19 protein-coding genes and 1 other RNA gene are annotated in these 18,545 nt (G+C 63.9%); 17 read left to right on the top strand and 3 right to left on the bottom strand.

Annotation, left to right across the window (positions count from 1 at the left end; translation table 11 throughout):
* Positions 1 to 97 precede the first annotated feature (97 nt).
* The gene (locus AB6B38_RS05505; protein WP_371394771.1) at positions 98 to 700 is read left to right on the top strand and encodes a hypothetical protein; all 603 of its coding nucleotides are present in this window, start codon (positions 98 to 100) and stop codon (positions 698 to 700) included.
* Between the two features lie 20 nt (positions 701 to 720).
* Here the strand turns inward: AB6B38_RS05505 and ssrA are convergent.
* Positions 721 to 1,082: a transfer-messenger RNA gene (ssrA, locus tag AB6B38_RS05500) on the bottom strand.
* Here ssrA and AB6B38_RS05495 point away from each other — a divergent pair.
* Entirely contained in the window at positions 1,083 to 1,754 is a 672-nt protein-coding gene (locus AB6B38_RS05495; protein WP_371394770.1) for a DUF2459 domain-containing protein, read from the top strand. It begins immediately after the preceding tmRNA gene.
* Positions 1,755 to 1,761: 7 nt separating this feature from the next.
* On the opposite strand, the gene AB6B38_RS05490 is transcribed toward AB6B38_RS05495, so the two are convergent.
* Positions 1,762 to 2,142, bottom strand: a complete 381-nt coding sequence (locus AB6B38_RS05490; RefSeq protein ID WP_371394769.1) for a VOC family protein — start codon at positions 2,140 to 2,142, stop codon at positions 1,762 to 1,764.
* 174 nt (positions 2,143 to 2,316) lie between these two features.
* On the opposite strand from AB6B38_RS05490, the gene AB6B38_RS05485 reads away from it, so the two are divergent.
* The 15 genes from AB6B38_RS05485 (at position 2,317) to AB6B38_RS05415 (ending at position 17,456) form a co-directional block, all read left to right on the top strand.
* A complete protein-coding gene (locus tag AB6B38_RS05485) occupies positions 2,317 to 3,156 on the top strand; it encodes a thymidylate synthase (RefSeq protein WP_371394768.1) in 840 nt (279 codons plus the stop codon).
* Positions 3,157 to 3,165: 9 nt separating this feature from the next.
* Positions 3,166 to 3,678, top strand: coding sequence for a dihydrofolate reductase (locus AB6B38_RS05480; protein WP_371394767.1), 513 nt, complete (start codon positions 3,166 to 3,168; stop codon positions 3,676 to 3,678).
* Positions 3,679 to 3,784: 106 nt separating this feature from the next.
* Positions 3,785 to 4,969, top strand: coding sequence for an FtsH protease activity modulator HflK (gene hflK / locus AB6B38_RS05475; RefSeq protein ID WP_371394766.1), 1,185 nt, complete (start codon positions 3,785 to 3,787; stop codon positions 4,967 to 4,969).
* Position 4,970: 1 nt separating this feature from the next.
* Positions 4,971 to 5,864: a protease modulator HflC gene (gene hflC / locus AB6B38_RS05470; RefSeq protein WP_127566439.1), complete on the top strand. Its 894-nt coding sequence runs from the start codon at positions 4,971 to 4,973 to the stop codon at positions 5,862 to 5,864.
* A 4-nt stretch (positions 5,865 to 5,868) separates the two neighbouring features.
* A complete protein-coding gene (locus AB6B38_RS05465) occupies positions 5,869 to 6,078 on the top strand; it encodes a DUF2065 domain-containing protein (RefSeq protein ID WP_371394765.1) in 210 nt (69 codons plus the stop codon).
* An 87-nt stretch (positions 6,079 to 6,165) separates the two neighbouring features.
* Positions 6,166 to 7,566, top strand: coding sequence for a Do family serine endopeptidase (locus tag AB6B38_RS05460; RefSeq protein WP_371394764.1), 1,401 nt, complete (start codon positions 6,166 to 6,168; stop codon positions 7,564 to 7,566).
* Positions 7,567 to 7,585: 19 nt separating this feature from the next.
* Complete coding sequence (gene miaA / locus AB6B38_RS05455; protein WP_371394763.1) at positions 7,586 to 8,512, top strand: tRNA (adenosine(37)-N6)-dimethylallyltransferase MiaA; 927 nt, start codon at positions 7,586 to 7,588, stop codon at positions 8,510 to 8,512.
* On the top strand, positions 8,509 to 9,501 hold the full coding sequence (gene ilvC / locus AB6B38_RS05450) for a ketol-acid reductoisomerase (protein ID WP_371394762.1): 993 nt from the start codon (positions 8,509 to 8,511) through the stop codon (positions 9,499 to 9,501). Before miaA ends, ilvC begins: the two co-directional genes overlap by 4 nt.
* A 70-nt stretch (positions 9,502 to 9,571) precedes the next feature.
* Positions 9,572 to 10,354 (top strand): TVP38/TMEM64 family protein, encoded by a 783-nt coding sequence (locus tag AB6B38_RS05445; RefSeq protein ID WP_371394761.1) that lies wholly within the window; start codon positions 9,572 to 9,574, stop codon positions 10,352 to 10,354.
* 59 nt (positions 10,355 to 10,413) lie between these two features.
* Complete coding sequence (locus AB6B38_RS05440; protein WP_127566449.1) at positions 10,414 to 11,454, top strand: rod shape-determining protein; 1,041 nt, start codon at positions 10,414 to 10,416, stop codon at positions 11,452 to 11,454.
* Positions 11,455 to 11,561: 107 nt separating this feature from the next.
* On the top strand, positions 11,562 to 12,455 hold the full coding sequence (gene mreC / locus AB6B38_RS05435) for a rod shape-determining protein MreC (protein ID WP_371394760.1): 894 nt from the start codon (positions 11,562 to 11,564) through the stop codon (positions 12,453 to 12,455).
* Positions 12,456 to 12,968, top strand: a complete 513-nt coding sequence (gene mreD / locus AB6B38_RS05430; RefSeq protein WP_371394759.1) for a rod shape-determining protein MreD — start codon at positions 12,456 to 12,458, stop codon at positions 12,966 to 12,968.
* Positions 12,969 to 12,988: 20 nt separating this feature from the next.
* On the top strand, positions 12,989 to 14,866 hold the full coding sequence (gene mrdA / locus AB6B38_RS05425) for a penicillin-binding protein 2 (protein ID WP_371394758.1): 1,878 nt from the start codon (positions 12,989 to 12,991) through the stop codon (positions 14,864 to 14,866).
* Positions 14,867 to 14,868: 2 nt separating this feature from the next.
* On the top strand, positions 14,869 to 16,014 hold the full coding sequence (gene rodA / locus AB6B38_RS05420; protein ID WP_371394757.1) for a rod shape-determining protein RodA: 1,146 nt from the start codon (positions 14,869 to 14,871) through the stop codon (positions 16,012 to 16,014).
* Between the two features lie 86 nt (positions 16,015 to 16,100).
* Positions 16,101 to 17,456, top strand: coding sequence for a sodium-dependent transporter (locus AB6B38_RS05415; RefSeq protein ID WP_371394756.1), 1,356 nt, complete (start codon positions 16,101 to 16,103; stop codon positions 17,454 to 17,456).
* A 98-nt stretch (positions 17,457 to 17,554) separates the two neighbouring features.
* On the opposite strand, the gene pip is transcribed toward AB6B38_RS05415, so the two are convergent.
* Positions 17,555 to 18,526, bottom strand: coding sequence for a prolyl aminopeptidase (gene pip / locus AB6B38_RS05410; protein ID WP_371394755.1), 972 nt, complete (start codon positions 18,524 to 18,526; stop codon positions 17,555 to 17,557).
* Between the last annotated feature and the right edge of the window lie 19 nt (positions 18,527 to 18,545).

The following is an 18,545-nucleotide window of genomic DNA, read 5'->3' as shown; positions in this document are numbered from 1 at the left end:
GCCTTGCATTGTTGAAAAATCTGCGCCGCCGCATCTTTCGTGGCCGCCAGTATGCGGCTACCGTCAGGGTTAACCGGCAAATTACGGGGTGGCCGTCTTGGAACGACTGACTGAGCTTGAACACGAACCGGCCCGCGCTCTGGCCGCCGAATACATGCACGAAGCCGATATCCTGCTCGGCCGGTTGCCGCGCAGCCTCGCGCGTCAGTATCGCCGCGACGTGGAGTTGCGCGTGATCGAGGCCCTAAACGGCGGACGCAATGCCAGCGCTGAAACGGTGGCCCGCACCCTGGATCTCGTCGGGCCGCCCGGACACTATCTTCCGGCAGAAATCGCCAGTCAGGCTGCGCGCCGCGCCGCCCGCACCCTTAATCCGCGCCGGGTGGTGGAGGCTTTGCGCTATGGCGCGATGTCGGGCGTAGGCACAGCCACCATCGTCAGCGTGCTGGGGCTTCTTTATGCGGCGGTGCTGTTCGTGATCGCCGCGGGCGCGGCGCGGCTCATCTCGCCGGATGCAGCTGGCATATACCAGCTCTCCACTGGCGGTTATGTGCTGGGCATTGGCGGCAATTACCCCGAAGCGCGCGATGTGCTGGGCATATTGTTCGTGCCGCTCAGCTGGGCGTTCGGCGCGGGGCTGTATACGGCGCTGACGCAGCTCCTGCCGGTGCTGATCCGCGAACGGTCCCACAGGCGGTAGACAGCCGGCAAATCTGGAGAAGTAGGGGGCTTCTGTTGCCAGGCGCCCCCCGAACCCCGCCTGCGGCTTGCTAGAGCCGAGGACTTAAGATGCGAAATGATCGCACTGCTTACGCAGCGAGACGCACTTCTTCAGCAAAGTTGTCGTTGGCAACTTTAACAATGGGCTGATAACGGAGCCCATGCGGGTGAAAGCAACGTCTTTACCCATCCGTCGATCCTGATCGGCCCCATGCTCACCGCCCAACGAGCGGGAAAGAGATTGGTGGAGCCGCCGGGAATCGCACCCGGGTCCGGTCTGGTTATTACACGCACGTTTATCACCATAGACCGCCGAGGCGGACCCCTTGAATATAGGGCGTTTGGCCGTGATATGAAAGGGCATGGCACGGCTTTACCCCCTGGCAGGTCTGCTGGCGGCCTTCATGCTTGCGCTGTCGGCTTGTACGCGGCCTGCGCCGGTGGCGGCGGCAAGCGCGGATGATTGTCATCTGGCCGCCATCAGTTCCAATGGCTGGCACGCCAATTTCTACCTGCCTGCCGATGCGTTTCCCGGCGACGGGCCGATGCGCGCGGCGTTTCCCGATGCGCGTTGGTTTGCCATTGGCTGGGGCGATGAGGGCGCGTACGTGGACGGCGTGAACCCGCTCAACAGCATTGCCGCCATTGCATGGCCAACGCGCTCTGTCGTGCATGTCGCGGCGCTGGGCCGTGATCCGCGCGAGGCTTATTTGAGCGAATACCGCGATGTGGCCCTGTCCGGCGAGGCGCTGGCCACAATCGTTGACGCACTGGAGACCGAGCTTGTGCTGGACGAAGCGGGCGCGCCAGGCTTCGTGGCCGAAGGGCTAGACCCGCGCGGCAGCGCCTTCTTCGCCGGCCGCTCCAGCTATCACGCTTTCCAGACCTGCAATGTGTGGACGGCTGCGCGCCTGCGCGAGGCGGGTCTTGATACCGGCTGGACAGGCGGGCATTTGCTGCCCTCAAGCCTCTTGAACCGGCTGGGGCGGACAGCGCCGTCAAGCTGTCCGCCCTCCGGGGAGGAAACCCGCTAGACGGTTTCTAGCCGAGCGGGCCGGTCATAATGAAGGCGTTGAGCTTGTTGCCATCAGGATCGCGGAAATAGGCTGCATAGAAATTGTCGCCGCGCGGGCCGGGCTTGCCCTCGCATGTGCCGCCATTGGCCAGCGCGATGTCATAGAGCCGGTGAACCTGCTCCTTGTCCTTGGCTTCCAGCGCCACCATCACGCCATTGCCGACGCTGGCCGTATTGCCGTCAAACGGTTTGGTAGCGGCGATGCCGGCGGCTCCGCCGGGCTTGCCCCAGGCCACGAAGGTGTCGAACTCCATCATGCGCGGGGTATCGAGCTCCTTCGCGATGGCGTCGTAGAAGGCACACGCCTTTTCCAGGTCGTTCGTGCCGACAGTCACATATCCGATCATTGAAATATTCCCTTTTTGTTCCGGTTCGGGCAAGCTGCCATCGAGAAGAGGGGGAGGCAAGCGGGAAATCGGCTGCGTTGATTAAATCTTGTTCACAGTTTCTTGCAGGCCAGCCGGGACATTGATGATTGGAATCGTGCAAATTGACGCGCTGAGACCAGTGGAGCCCCGCCCATGGCCCTTGCCGAACATCATCCTGCACCCACGCGCCCCGGCATTGAGGCGGCGTATCTCGATCTGCTGCGCGATGTGATGGCCAATGGCACGCCGTCAGACGACCGCACAGGGGTGGGCACGCGAACGGTGTTTGGCCGCCAGATACGCTGTGATCTGGCCGACGGCTTCCCGCTTCTCACCACCAAAAAGGTGCATTTCCGCTCCATCGCCATTGAACTTCTCTGGTTCATCAAGGGGATGACTAATGTGAAATGGCTGCAGGAGCGCGGCGTCACGATCTGGGATGAATGGGCCGACGAAAATGGCGAGCTTGGCCCCGTCTATGGCAAGCAATGGCGGCGCTGGGCTGGCCCTGACGGGCGGGAGATCGATCAGCTGGCAGACCTTGTGGCTCAGATAAAGGCCAATCCGGCCTCGCGCCGCCTCGTTCTGTCGGCTTGGAATCCGGCCGATGTGCCGTCCATGGCGCTGCCGCCCTGCCATACGCTCTTCCAGTTCCACGTCGCGAACGGGCGTCTTTCGCTGCAGCTTTACCAGCGCAGTGCGGATTTGTTCCTCGGCGTGCCGTTCAACATCGCGAGCTATGCGCTGCTGCTGGCCATGATGGCGCAGGCGACGGGGCTGAAGCCCGGCGAGTTCGTCCACACATTTGGCGATGCGCATATCTACTCAAACCATGTCGAGCAGGTGGAGCGCCAGCTGGCGCGCGATATGCGTCCGTTGCCGACGCTGAAGCTCAATCCGAACGTCACCGATCTCTTCGCCTTCGAGTACGAGGATATCGAGATTATCGGCTATGACCCGCATCCGGGCATATCTGCGCCGGTGGCGGTGTAGGGCGGCGGTGTGAGTGACATCCCCCTCTCAATCGTCGTTGCGGTGGCCAGGAATGGCGTGATCGGGCGGGGCAATGATCTGCCCTGGCGCATTCCGTCTGATCTGAAGAATTTCAAGGCGGTCACGCTCGGCAAGCCGGTCATCATGGGCCGCAAGACGTGGGACAGCCTGCCGCGCAAGCCTTTGCCCGGTCGGGCCAATTTCGTTGTCTCACGCAGCGTCTCGGCACTGGAAGGCGCGCAAGTTTTCGCCAATGCGGCCGATGCGGTGGAGGCTGCGCGGAAGGTCGCGGCGAAGGACGGTGCGCAGGAAGTATGCCTGATTGGCGGCGCGGCGCTCTATGCGGCTCTGCTGCCCGCTGTCAGCCGTATCCATCTGACAGAGGTCGATCTCGAGCCGGAGGGTGATGCGCATTTTGCGATGCTGAACCCGCTCGAATGGCGTGAGGTCAGCGCCGAACGTTTCGACCCGGCACCGGGCGATGATGCGGGGTTTGTGGCGCGGGTATTGGAGCGGGTGTGACGCATCGCGCACTGCGTCCGGTGCCGGTTTGACTTGAACCGGCGGGCCGATCCGTCCACATATCGGGGCAACACCGATCAATTTTCATTCCGTTACGAGGACGTATATGCCCTGGAACGACAATGCAGGCGGCGGCGGGGGGCCTTGGGGCTCTGGCGGCGGCGGACGGCGCGGCAATAACAATAACCAGAATCCGTGGGGGCAAGGCCCCGGCGGCGGACGGCGTGGCTCTGGCAACGGGCAGGGCGGCGGCGAGCCGGATCTGGAACAGTTCATTGCCCAGTTGCAGGCGCGTATCCGGCGCATGTTCGGCGGCGGTGGCGGCAAGGGCTCCGGCGGTCCGGGCCTTGGCCTGATCGCGGCGGGGATCTTCTTTGTCTGGCTCGCCTGGCCGGGTTCGGCCTGGTACGTGGTTGGTCCGCAGCAGGCGGGCGTAGTCCTGCGCTTTGGCGAGTATGTTCGTACCACCGGCGCGGGTCTGCAGTTCAAGCTGCCGGTGCCGTTCGAGACGGTGCTCCTGCCTGAAGTGACGACCACCAACGAGGTCGCCGTCGGCGCCACGCCGCAGGAAAGCCTGATGCTGACCCGCGACGAAAATATCGTCGAGATCGATTTCGTGGTGCAGTGGCGCGTTGATCTGACCTATCCCGAAGGCGTGCGCGACTTCCTGTTCAACGTGCGTGATCCGCAAGGTACGGTGAAAGCCGTGGCTGAAAGCGCGATGCGTGAGGTTGTCGGCACGACGGAGCTTCAGCCCATTATCACGGCGGGCCGTACCGAAGTCGCCCGGCGTGCGCGCCAGATCATCCAGGACACGCTGGGCAGCTATGATTCCGGCATTCAGGTACTGGAGGTTCAGCTGCGTGAAGCGTCGGCGCCGGCCAGCGTTATCGACGCGTTCCGCGATGTGGATGCGGCGCGTCAGGATGCTGAGCGTGCCGCGCTGCAGGCCACCGCCCACGCCAACCAGGTGATCCCGGAAGCGCGCGGTGACGCCGTGCGCCTGCTGGAGGAATCGCGCGGTTATCGCGAGCGTGTGATAGCGGAAGCTGAAGGTCAGGCCTCACGCTTCAACCAGATCTACACCGAGTATCGTTTGGCGCCCGATGTTACCCGCCGGCGCATTTTCCTCGAAACGATGGAGCAGGTGCTGGGCCGGTCTGAACTGATCATCCTGGATCAGCAGGGCGGCAGCGGAGCAGTGCCTTACCTGCCGCTTGACCAGCTGGGCCGCGACCGCAGTCCCGCCCGCACGCAAACCGGGTCCGCATCCAGAACGGGAGAGCGCTGATATGCCTCGTATTGTATTGATCAGCCTTGCCGTCATCCTCGCCATCGCGGTGATTGTCGGCCTGTCGGCGACCTACACCGTTTCCGAACGGGAATCCGCTCTGGTGCTGCGGCTGGGTAATCCGGTCGCCGTCATCAACGAGCCCGGTGACGAAGAGCCGGGTCTGCACTTCAAGATCCCGTTCGTCGATGACGTGCTGCATTTCGACAAGCGCAATGTCGAGTTCAACATGGCACCGGCCGAAATTCTGGCTGCTGACCAGGAACGTCTCGTCGTTGATGCGTTCCTGCGCTACCGCATCGTCAATCCGTTGCGGGTCTACCAGACCGTGCGCGATGAGCGCGGCCTGCAGCAGCGCCTGTCGGCGATCATGGATGACTCGCTGCGCGGCGTGATCGCATCCATCCCCTCCAGCGAGGTCATTTCCGGCCAGCGTGCGCAGGTGATGAACCGTATCCAGCTTGCCGTCGAGGCGCAGGTCGCCACGCAGGATATCGGCATTCAGGTCATTGATGTGCGCATCCTGCGTGCCGACCTGCCCCAGCAGATCACCGACCGGGTGTTCGAACGGATGCGGTCCGAGCGTCAGCAGGAAGCCGCCCTGATCCGTGCGCAAGGTGAAGAACGCGCCCGTCAGATCCGCGCTGAAGCCGATCGTGAAGCGGTGGTGATCCTGGCCAATGCCCGCGCCGAAGCGGAACGTATCCGCGGTGAGGGCGATGGCCGCCGGACGGCGATCTTCGCGGAGTCCTATGGGCAGGATCCGGACTTCTTCGCCTTCTACCGCTCGATGCTGGCTTATGATCTCGCCCTGCGGGACAATACGCCGATCATCATCAGCCCGGATTCGGAGTTCTTCCGCTACTTCCAGAACCAGGCGGGGGCGCCGAACTAGGGGTATGAGTGTCGGAGCCATGCTCGGCTGGATCGTTCTTGCCATCGGCCTCGTGCTGGTTGTCGAGGGCCTTCTTTACGCGTTGGCTCCGTCTCTCGCCCGGCGGATGGCCGAAGCGGCGGCCAGCGTGCCACCCGGCACGCTGCGGCTGGCCGGTGTGGGCGCGGTTGCTGCGGGTGTCATTCTGGTATGGCTTGGCCGCACGCTGGGGTAGGGGCCATCTGCATCGCGGGGTGTTGGATGGCAGACAACGCGTTAAGCTTAAGCTGAACCTGAAACTGCCCTGCTACCGGAGTCGCCCATGCGTGCCGTTCTGGCTGTTATTGCCGCCGCCTTCCTGCTGTGTGTGCCCCAGGCGATGGCCCAGCCACGCGAAGGCTTTGGAGACCTGGCCGATCAGCTCTCGCCAGCGGTGGTCAACATATCGGCTGCCCAGCGCATGCGCTCCGGGGCTAATCTGCCGACCTTCCCGCCCGGCTCTCCGCTGGAACGCTTCAACGATCTTCTGGGCGACAATCCGCGCGTGGCCAACTCGCTCGGCTCCGGCTTCATCATCGATGCGCGCGGGCTGGTGGTGACGAATAATCACGTTATCGAGGAAGCCGATGACGTAGAGGTCGTCTTCACCGACGGACGCACACTGCCGGCCGATATTGTCGGCGTGGATCCGGCCACAGACTTGGCCGTGCTGCGCATTCGCGGCGGCAGCGGCAATTTCCCCTTCGTGCGCTTTGGCGATTCTGATGCGGCGCGGGTGGGCGACTGGGTGATTGCCATCGGCAATCCGTTCGGGCTTGGCGGCTCGCTCACCGCTGGTGTGATCTCCGCGCGCGGGCGCGAGATTGGCGGGCGCTATGACGACTATCTGCAGACCGATGTGGCCATCAACCGGGGCAATTCCGGTGGGCCGCTCTTCAACATGGACGGGCAGGTCGTGGGCGTAAACACGGCGATTTTCTCGCCGACAGGGGCCAGCGTCGGCATCAGCTTTTCCATCCCTTCCAACATTGCGGCGCCCATCGTGCGCCAGCTGGCAGAGTTTGGCGAAACCCGCCGTGGCTGGCTGGGTGTCAATGTGCAGGCTGTGACCGCCGACACGGCAGAAGCGCTGGGGCTTGCCAGCCCGCGCGGCGCCATTGTCAGCCGGGTGGACCCTGACGGGCCTGCCTATGCGGCCGGTATTGAGCGCGGCGATCTTATCCTGGCCTTCAACGGCGAGATTGTGCCCGATGACCGGCGCCTGCCGCGCATGGTGGCCGATACCGCTATCGGATCGACCGTCAGTATCGATGTACTGCGCCGGGGCGAACCCCTGACGCTGGAGGTGGAAGTTGCCCGTCTCGAGGAACCCGATGCGGCTCCGCAGCGCCCGGTGGGCGCAGACGGGGATGAGCCGGGTACAGCGCCCTCATCGCGCGCCGTGTTCGGCCTGACGCTTGCGCCCATCACAGATGCGTTGCGCCGCGCGCATCGCCTGCATCCGGACGCGCGCGGGCTGGTCGTCACAGCCGTCGAGCCGGGCTCGGATGCCGCGGGCAAGGTGCGTGTGGGCGATGTTGTCGAGGAAATCGCGTGGACGCGGGTGAGCACCGTGGATGACGCCCGCCAGATCGCTCGCACGGCGGCGGGCGAGTCTGGCCGCCCGGTGCTGTTCAGCCTGAACCGGCAGGGCCAGTTTGTTCTGCAAAGCCTTAGACCATAAGGCTTTGCTGGAGGTGGCCGTGCCGCCCTTCATCTTTCTTGGCGGCCCGACCGCTTCGGGGAAAACGGCCCTCGCAGTGGCGCTGGCGCAGCGTGTGGGCGGCGAGATCATCAATGCCGATTCCATGCAGCTCTACCGGGGGCTGGAAGTGTTGTCCGCCCAGCCGGGCGAGGATGAGCGCGCAGGCGTGCCGCATCATCTTTTTGGCGAAGCGGACCCGTCGACCCGCTGGTCGGCGGGGCGCTGGGTCCGCGCGGCGCTGGCGATTGCAGAGCCGCTCAGGGAGAGCGGCGTGCCCGCCATTTTCGTCGGCGGCACAGGGCTTTATTTCAAAACCCTCATAGATGGTATCGCGCCAACGCCAGAGATTCCGCCCGAGGTGCGCGCCGAGGTGAGCCTGCTGGAAGAATCCGGTCATGCGGCCTTACGCGCTGAGGCGGAGCGCCTCGATGCTGAAGGCGCAGGCCGGATCAAGCCCGGTGACCGCCAGCGGCTTGTGCGCCTGATCGAGCTGGTGCGCACAACCGGAAAACCTTTAAGCGTCCTGCATGCCGATACCCGCCCCCTGATCGCGCCGGGCAGCTGGGCGGGCTTTGCCCTGCGCCCCGACCGCGAAGCGCTCTACGCACGCATAGAGCGACGCTTTGACGCCATGATGGAGGCAGGCGCGCTGGACGAGGCGCGCGCCCTGCATGCGCGCGGCCTGGACCGCCAGCTTCCGGCGCTGAAAGCGGTTGGCATACGCCCGCTGCTGGCGCATCTGGACGGCGAGCTGACCCTTGAGGAGGCTGTGGAGCGTGCCAAGACGGACTCCCGTCGCTATGCCAAACGCCAGTTCACCTGGTTTGCCAACCAGCACGCCGACTGGACCCGGCTTGATGCCGCCACGCCGGACGAAAACCTCGCCCGCATGATCGCCAATCTGGACAAGACGGATACGCCATGAATTTGCCTGACGCGCTTTATGACCGCGATATCGACCTGGCCCCGCTGCAGGCCGTCACGCTGGCGATTATCGGCTATGGCAATCATGGCCGCTCCCATGCACTGAACCTGCGCGATAGTGGTGTGAAGGGCGTTCTGGTGGCGCTGCGCGATGGCTCGCCCTCGGCGGACAAAGCGCGCGGCGACGGGTTTGAGGTGGTCAGCCTTGATGAGGCGGCCCGTCGCGCGGACTATGTTTCGATCCTTGCGGCGGACGAAGCGCACGGCGCGATCTGGACCGGCCATATCGCCCCTAACCGCAAAGCCGGGCAGGGGCTCATCTTCTGTCACGGGTTTTCCATCGATTATGACCTGATCGATCCGCCCGCCGACTGTGATGTCATCCTCGCCGCTGCCAAGGGGCCGGGCGGCGCGGTGCGAGAGAGCTTTGAGCGCGGTGGCGGTCTGACTGGCTTCTGGGCCGTTCATCACGACGCGTCAGGGCAGGCCGAAACCATAGCCAAAGCGTATCTCAAAGGGCTGGGCTGCGGGCGCGCTGGCATCTTCGCCACCAGCTTCCGCGAAGAGGCGCTGGCCGATATTCTGGGCGAGCAGGCCGTGCTGGTCGGCGGCATGTGTGCGCTGGCGCGCCAAGGTTACGAAACGCTGGTGGCCGCCGGTATCAGCCCGCTCATGGCCTATATCGATACCGTGCATGAGCTGAAATATATCGCCGAGCTGATCCACAGGCGCGGCATTGCGGGCATGTATGCAGCCATTTCCGACACGGCCGAGTTCGGCGCGCACGAGGTGGAGGCCCGCATCGCAGACGCGGTGAAGCCGGTGTTCGACGATATCGTTGCCGATGTCGTTTCTGGTGATTTTGCCCGCCGCTGGGTCGCTGATTTCGAGAAGGACCGGGCCGGTTTGCACGCCGCCCGCGCAAACGCCGGTCAGCACGAGCTGGAAGAGACGGGCCGCTATCTGCGCAAGGCGCTGGGGCTGGAGTAGCAGCGCGCGGCACATCGTCTGCATGGCAAGGCGCAAACGAACGCGCTATGAGAGTTTTATGAACCGATTGATGAGCTTTCTGACTGGAATGGACGCGCGTGCGGCGCGTGCCATTACCGTTTCGATCGCCCTGTTTGCGCTGGTCCTCGCGATATTCCTGATCGGCCGCTTCGGCTTCGATATCGAGCCGGGCGATGTTCAGGTCTGGTTCGAAGATGCGTCGTCACGCTGGTATGCGCTGCCGCTGACGATCCTGGCATTCACCGTGCTCTCCTATGTGGGGGCACCGCAGTTTGCGCTGTTTGCCGCCGCTGTGCTGGCCTTCGGGCCGACAACCGGATTTGTCTATTGCTGGCTCGGCACCATGGTGTCGGCCGGGGTCAATTTCTGGACAGGCCGCTTGCTGGGCGCCGATGTCGTGCGCCGCTATGGCGGGGAGACCGTCAACCGCATCTCGGCATTCGTCGGCAAGAACGGTTTCTGGGCGAGCGCGATCATCCGCAATGTCCCGTCGGCTCCCTTCATCGTCGTCAATATGGCTGCGGGCGTGTCGCAGATGACGTTTCTGGCCTTCATGGGGGGTACCGGGATCGGCATTGTGCCCAAGATCGCGCTGGTCACGTTTGCCGGCAGCGGTGTGATTGCGCTCCTGTCGGGCAGCGGGCTGTGGGTGGCGGCCATCCTTGCACTGACCGCTTTTGGCTGGCTTGTTGCCATGCTGATGGCGCGCAAATGGCTGCGCTCAACCCCGGCCGGTCAGGCTGCAGAGGGTGTAAGAACAGGCGCTGCAGACGCAAGTGACGGCACGTCGTCACTTGCAATAACGGACGGCGCGTCGCACAAGGGTAAATAGCGCTCCGCTTCGCTCGCGCGAGGCGGCCCATGGCCAACGGCTCACAGGTTTCTTTACCGATGTTCTCCAGCGTTTTCGGGCTTCTTTCCGCAGATATCGCCATCGACCTTGGCACCGCCAACACCCTTGTCTACGTGAAGGGACGCGGCGTCGTTCTCAACGAACCGTCCGTCGTGGCCTACAAGATAGAAAAAGGGCGCAAGCACGTTCAGGCCGTAGGCGCGGAAGCCAAGCTGATGCTCGGCAAGACGCCCGGCAATGTGGAGGCCATCCGCCCGATGCGCGACGGCGTGATCGCCGACTTCGACGTCGCCGAGGAAATGATCGCCCACTTCATCCGCAAGGTGCACAACCGGCGCAGCTTCGTCTCGCCGCAGGTTGTCATCTGCGTGCCGTCCGGTGCGACCGCTGTGGAGCGCCGCGCCATCCACGAAAGCGCGTTGGGCGCAGGCGCGCGCAAGGTCTACCTCATCGACGAGCCGATGGCCGCTGCCGTTGGCGCTGGCCTGCCGATTGATGAGCCGACCGGTTCGATGATCGTCGATATTGGCGGTGGCACCACCGAAGTGGCCGTGATGTCGCTGTCGGGCATCGTCTATTCGCGCTCGGTGCGCGTTGGCGGCGACAAGATGGACGAGGCCATCATCAACTATATCCGCCGCTCCGCGAACTTGCTGATCGGTGAAACGTCTGCCGAGCGCATCAAGAAGGAAATCGGCTCGGCCAGCCCGCCCCCGAAGGGCGAGGGGCTGACGCTGGAGATCAAGGGGCGCGACCTGATGAACGGCGTGCCGCGCGAGATCGCCGTCACCGAAGCGATGATTGCCGATGCGCTGTCAGAGCCGGTCGAGCAGATCGTCGAGGCGGTCAAGCAGGCGCTTGAGGCGACACCGCCGGAGTTGGCCGCCGACATTGTCGACAAAGGTATTGTCCTGACCGGGGGTGGCGCGCTGCTGCGCAATCTGGATACTGAACTGCGTGACCGTACGGGTCTGCCGGTGAGCCTTGCTGATGAGCCATTGTCCTGTGTCGTGCTCGGCTGCGGCAAGGCGGTGGAAAATCTCAAGATTTGGCGGCCCATACTGTCTGAAGCCGTTTAGGCGGCGCGGGATTGATTCTCTAGAGGAGGTGCCGGGCGGTGGCGCAATGGCGTTCAGCGCGGCAAGGGGCAGACGACACGATCCGCTTTTCGCGGACCCTTCTCCTCATGCTTCTTGCCTTGTCGGCGATTCTGGTGGCCGCCGACCGGTCGGAAGACCGGGTCGAGGCTGTGACGGTGTTCCGCGCCACGTTCAATGATCTGTCCCTGCCGCTGCTGGAAGTTGCCGCCCAGCCCTTGCGCGGGCTTTACAATGTCGGTCCGTGGTGGCGCCGCCAGATGGAGTTGGCCAGTGAAATCCGCGAGCTGCGTCAGGAAATGTCGGAGCTGCGCGCCTGGCGCGACGTGGCGCTGAACTATTCCGAACAGATGCGCCGCCAGCAGGAATTGCTCAATCTGGATCCGCCCATGCCGCGCCAGCGCATTACTGCGTGGGCTGTCACAGAGACTGGCGGGCCGTTTGTGCGTACGCGTCTTGTCGGTGTTGGCACCGAGCACGGCGTTGCTCCGGGCTATCCGGCGCTGAACATTTACGGCGTGGTGGGGCGCACGATTGATGTGGGCGCGCGCTCCTCGCGCATCCTGTTGCTGACAGACCTTAACAGCCGGGTCTCGGTGATGGCTGACAGGTCCAATGCGCGCGCCATGCTGGTTGGCGACAACACCGATTTCCCGCGTCTGGACTATCTTGGCCGCGCGCCGGACCTGCGCGAGGGGGACCGGATCGTCACCTCCGGGGATGACAATATCCTGCCGCGCGGCCTGCCGATCGGCGAGGCGGTGCTCGACCGGCGCGGTGCCTGGCGTGTCGTCTTGTATTCCAGCGCGACACCGATCGATCTGATCTGGATCTGGCCCTTCACGCCCGTGGCAGCGCCTGTGGAGGACATTCCGGCCCTGACCATTGACGGACAACCCGAAGAGATTGAGGGGCAGGGCGTCCCGGCACCGGCTGTTTCAAGCGCAGCCCAGCCTTCGGTGGAAAACGGGGAGGGGCAGTAGATGCGCGCATCACTGGAACGCAACTCCACCTGGCCGGTGCTGACGGCAATGGCGCTGACCTTCGCGTTGAGCCTGCTGGCGGTTGCCGCGCCCTTGCGCCTTCCTGAAGGGCAGGGCTTTCCGGCTCCGCTATTCCCGCTGATTGCGCTGTTTGTCTGGTCGGTGCGCCATCCGCATTTTGTGCCGCCCTGGCTGATCTTCATCGTCGGCCTGTTTCAGGATCTGCTCACCGGCGGGCCGCTCGGCATGTGGGCGCTGTCCTATCTGCTGGCGTTTGCGATTGCGCGATTGCGCTCCACCGAACCGTCGGCGCGCGAGTTCATCCTGCTCATTGCGCGCTTCTCGGTAATGACCGGTATTGCCAGCCTTGTGGCGTGGGTCACGGGCTCATTGTCCATCGGACAGCCTGCAGACCCGACAAGCCTTGTAACCGAAGCTGTGATAACGCTTATCGTGTTTCCGGCCTTTTGCTGGCTGTTTGCGCGAAAGCGTGAACGCACCACATTCTCATGAGGGTTTGACCAAGAGCGACCATGCGGCGCGACAAGCAGGAAGCCCAGGCCCAGTTCAACCGGCGCACCTTCATGGTGGGGGCAGGCGGTGTTGGCGCGTTCGCCGGTATCGGTGCCCAGCTCTACACCCTCCAGATCCTGCAGGAGGACGAATACCGCGTTCTCTCGGACAACAACCAGTTCTCCTTCCGCATCCAGCTGCCAACGCGCGGCCGCATTCTCGACCGGTTTGGCGAAACCATCGCCGAGAACCGCGACAGCTACCGCATCTATCTGATCCGCGAGCAGGCCGGGGACCCGGCGCTCGCCCTCGACCGGCTGTCCCGGTACATGCACATTGGCGAGGCCCGCCGGGAGCGGGTATTGCGCGATCTGGCACGCACGCCGCGCTTTCAGCCGGTGACCATTGCTGAAGGCGTTGACTGGGAAACCTTCTCACGCGTCAATCTGCACCTTCCTGAACTGCCGGGTGTCATGCCGGATGTGGGCGAGGTGCGAACCTATCCGATGCCGGCGGCCTTTGCGCATGTGGCTGGATACGTGCAGTCGGCTCCGCCGGAGATTGCGGGCGATGATCCGCTTCTGCGCCATCCCGCTTTCCGCGTCGGACGCTCCGGGGTGGAGATTGCGCGCGACACGGAATTGCGCGGTTCTGCTGGCTCCCTGAAAGTTGAGGTGAACGCGTTCGGCCGGGTGATCCGTGAACTGCCAGACCAGTCCCGGCTGGCCCAGCCCGGCCGTGACGTTACGCTGACCATCGATTCTGAGGTGCAGCGCTTTGCCACCGAAAGGCTGGGTACGGAAAGCGCATCCGTTGTGGGCCTCGATGTGCAGACCGGCGAGATCGTGGTGATGGCCTCAACCCCATCCTTCGATCCCAATCTGTTCGTTCTGGGCATTCCCAGCCGGGAGTTCCGCGATCTCAATGAAAACCCGTACCGGCCGCTGTTCAACAAGGCCATTAACGGTCTTTACGCACCAGCCTCGACCGTCAAGGGCGTGATTTCGCTGGCTGCGCTCAGGCACGGCGTGATGCGTCCGGGCGAGCGGGTCACCTGCCGGGGCTCGGTGCAGCTGGGCAATAGGCGCTTCCATTGCTGGCGGCGCGAAGGGCACGGCCCGGTCAATATGCACGATGCCATCAAGGTGTCCTGCGATACGTATTTTTATGAGGTGGCATCGCGCCTGGGCATTGAGCGTATTCGCGAGACAGCGCTGGAGCTGGGGTTTGGCCAGCTTTTCGACGTCGGTATTCCCATGCTGTCGCAGGCTGGCGGCCTGTTTCCCAGCCCGCAATGGAAGCGCGCGCGTACCGGGCAAGGCTGGTCGATGGGCGATACCTATAATGTCGGTATCGGGCAGGGCGCGGTGCTGGCGTCCCCGCTGCAGCTGGCGGTGATGACGGCGCGCATGGCAACGGGGCGGGCCGTCGAGCCGACGCTCTACCCCCGGCGCGGCCCTGCTCAGTTTGCCCGGCTTGATTTTGACGATGCTCATATCGAGGCCGTCCACAATGCGCATGTGGGCGTGGTCCATGAGCCTGGCGGCACGTCCTACTGGTCGCTTGGCGGGCTGGGTGTCGAGGGCGTGCGCATGGCTGGCAAGACCGGCACAAGCCAGGTCTATTCGATCAGTGCGGAGGAGCGCGCGCGCGGCGTGCGCAGTCAGGACGACCTGCCCTGGCGCCTGCGCAATCACGGCCTTTTCATCTGCTATGCGCCTGCCGAGGCACCGCGCTACGCGGTTGCGCTGGTCGTCGAGCATGGCGGCGGCGGTGCGCGCTCTGCCGCGCAGCCTGCGCGCGACATTCTGCGCGAGCTGATCCTGCGCGATCCGGCAGGGCGCTCAGGGATTGTTGCTGCCCGCCATGAACCGATCAATCTGGCTCAGGGAGGCTAGCCGTGCCGGTATTCACCCAGCCAGTGCCGCGTGATCTGCGCGCCAAGCTGTTTGAGCTGAACTGGGCCTTTGTGCTGCTGGTCGTACTGACAGGGTGTATCGGCATCTTGATGCTCTACTCGGTTGCGGGCGGGGCCTGGGACCCATGGGCGGTGCGCCACGCCAGCCGCTTTGGCGCAGGGTTTCTGGTGATGCTGGTCGTGGCGATGGTGCCGCCGCGCCTGTGGATGAGCCTGGCCTATCCGGCCTATCTCGGCGCGCTCTTTCTGCTGGTCATGGTGGAACTCTTCGGTGCGACGGCCATGGGTGCGCAACGCTGGCTGGATGTCGGGCCGATACGGGTGCAGCCCTCGGAGATTATGAAGATCGCGCTCGTGCTCGCGCTGGCGCGCTATTATCACGATCTGCCGTCTGAGAAGGTCTCAACGCCGGGGGGGATGATCGTGCCAGTGCTGGTGATAGCGCTTCCCGTGGGTCTCATCGCCAAACAGCCGGACCTCGGCACAGCGGTGCTGACCGGGGCGACGGGCGTGGTCATGGTGTTTCTGGCCGGGCTGAGCTGGAAAGTCATCGTGCCGGGCATGGTCGCCGGTGTTGCCGGCGGCATCGCCTTTATCCGCTACGGGCTGGAGGAATATCAGCGCGCGCGGGTGATGACCTTCCTGAACCCTGAGAATGATCCGCTGGGCGCGGGTTACCACATCATGCAGTCCAAGATCGCTCTGGGTTCGGGCGGACTGACCGGCAAGGGCTATATGCAGGGGACGCAGGCCCATCTCAACTTCCTGCCCGAGAAGCAGACCGATTTCATATTCACCATGCTGGGTGAGGAATTCGGCTTTATCGGCGGCATCGCCGTGCTCGTGCTCTACGCGCTCATCCTGGGACACTGCCTGATGACCGCCATGGCATGCCGCTCCGTCTTCCTGCGTCTGGTGACGATGGGGGTGACCACCACGTTCGCCCTCTACGTGTTCATCAACACGGCCATGGTGATGGGGCTGGTGCCGGTTGTGGGTGTGCCGCTGCCGATGATTTCCTATGGCGGTTCGGTCATGCTCACAGTGCTGACAGGGCTTGGGCTGATCCTTGGTGCACACATCCATCGCGCGGCCGAGCCGCCGCGAGGTGCAGGTCTTTTCGGCTAAGCACGCTTGACCTTGCAAGCCCGGTGGGGAAGTCTCCCCGCCAAATCAGACCATAACACACACGCTTGCACAGCGGGGGAGCTCACATGGCAATAGGCGGCGGTGCGCACAGCACCTGGGGAACACGATTCGGCTTCCTGATGGCGGCTATCGGCTCATCAGTAGGGCTGGGCAATTTCTGGCGCTTTCCCTATGTGGCCGGTGAGAATGGCGGCGCCGCCTTCATCGTCATCTACCTTGTGTGTGTAGTGTTCATCGCGCTGCCGATCCTGATGGCCGAACTGTCTGTCGGGCGCCATGCGCGCCGTTCTGCGGTGGGATCGGTCCAGAAAATGGCCTTCAACGCTGGCGCTCCCGGCATCTGGTCGGTTGCCGGCTGGGTTGCGATGGCGGGCGGCATATTCATCCTGTGCTTCTATTCGGTCGTTGCCGGTTGGGTCGTGGCCTATGTGTTCCAGATGGGTACCGGCCAGTTCATGGGACTGGCACCTGATGTTGTGGCAGGCCGGTTCGAGGAGCTGATCGGCGATACCAATGCCGTCATTGGCTGGCATACCGCCTTCATGATCGTCACGGTGGGCATCGTCTCGCTGGGCGTGACCAAGGGCATTGAGCGCGCCGTGACCATCCTCATGCCGCTCTTCTTCACCATGCTGCTGGCGCTGGTGATCTATGCGGCCTTTACCGCCGATATGGGCGGCGCGCTGGAATATCTGTTCACGCCGGACTTCTCCGAGATTGGCCCGCAGACCTTCCTTGCCGCGCTGGGCCAGGCGTTCTTCTCCATCGGCGTCGGCAGCGCGATCATGATTACCTACGGTTCCTATCTGCCGCGCACTGACAATCTGGCAGGTTCGTCCGTCATCATCACCGGTGCTGACACGCTGGTGGCGATCGTGGCTGGCCTGGCCATCTTCCCGTTCGTGTTTGCCTTCGCGCTGGACCCGGCCGCCGGCCCGGCCCTGTTCTTCCAGACTCTGCCGAGCGCCTTCGCGCAGATGCCGGCGGGCCAGTATGTCGGTACAGCCTTCTTCTTGCTGGCCTTCATCGCCGCGCTGACATCCTCGATTTCGCTATTGCAGGTCGTGGTGGCCTTTGCCGAGGAGCATACCGACTTCGGCAGGACCGGTTCGGCGGTCTTCTTCGGCGTTATCATCTGGCTGGTGGGTTGTGGTGCGGCCTTCTCCGGTGGTTTCTTCGATCTGCTGGACATGCTTTCGGGCAGTGTGTTCCTGCCGCTGGGCGGGCTGCTGATCGCGGTCTTTACCGGCTGGGTCGTGGCCCGATCGCTGATGCGCCACGAACTGGCGGGCGCATCCAACCTGGTGTTCAACACCTGGCGCTTCCTGATCCGCTTCCTGGTGCCGATCGCGGTGTTCCTGATCCTTGCGGCGGGTATCGCCTCGGCTTTCGGCATCAGCCTGCCGGGCCTGCAAGGCTAGCTTTACGCAATGCCTGAAAAGCCCCGGACCCGCATCGCGGCTCCGGGGCTTTTTGCTTTCAGGCGGGTGTTTGTGCCGGGCGGTGCCGCGAAGGGCCGCTATGCCAGCTTTGCCGCGAACCGGTCGGTCGCGCGCACCAGCGCATCGACAATGCCCGGCTCGCCTGCGGCATGGCCAGCGTCGGGAATGATGTGCAGCTGAGCTGATGTCCAGTTGCGCTGAAGCTGCCAGGCGGTGCGCGCGGGCGTCACCATGTCATAACGGCCCTGAACGATGATTCCGGGAATGCCGGTCAGGTGCGCCGTGTCGTCCAGAAGCACGCCATCGCGTTCCAGAAAGCCGTTATTGACGAAATAGTGGGTTTCCATCCGTGCCAGCGCATCGGCGCGGCGCGGGTCGGGGGCTGGGCCATCGCCTTCGGGCAACAGGCTGATGAGGGCATTCTCCCATTGGGCCCATGCCAGCGCGTCTTCATGGCGGGCGTCGGGATCATCAAGCTGCAGGCGTGCGTGATAGGACAGAAGGACATTCTCGCGCTCGTCCGGTGTGAGGCGGCCGGTGAGCGCCTGCCAGGCATCGGGGAAAATCTGGTTGGCGCCGTTGCGGTAGAACCAGTCGAGTTCTGCCCGGGTGCAGCCGAACACGCCGCGCAGGATGAGGCCCATCACGCGCTCAGGGCAGGCGCGCGCATAGGCCAGTGACAGGGTAGCGCCCCAGGAACCGCCAAAAACGATCCAGCGCTCCACGCCAAGCGCTGTGCGGATGGTTTCCATGTCCGCAACCAGCCGGTGCGTATCGTTGGTGCGTGTATCGGAGAAGGGTCTGGACCGCCCGCATCCGCGCTGGTCGAAAATAATGATGCGATAGACATGGGGGTCAAAAAAGCGGCGCATGGAGGGCGCTGCTCCGCCGCCCGGTCCGCCGTGCAGCGCAACAATTGGAACGCCATCGGCGCGCCCGCATTCTTCATAGTAGACGCTATGGCCTTCGCCGACATCCATCATGCCGGTGCGATAGGGCTCAATCAGAGGGTACAGGCCGATCCTCTCTGGTCTGCGCAAAGTGTCCATTGGGCGGCCCTATAAACAG

It is taken from the genome of Glycocaulis abyssi, assembly GCF_041429775.1.
Taxonomy (GTDB): domain Bacteria; phylum Pseudomonadota; class Alphaproteobacteria; order Caulobacterales; family Maricaulaceae; genus Glycocaulis; species Glycocaulis abyssi.
This window is presented reverse-complemented; position numbering and strand designations above follow the sequence as displayed.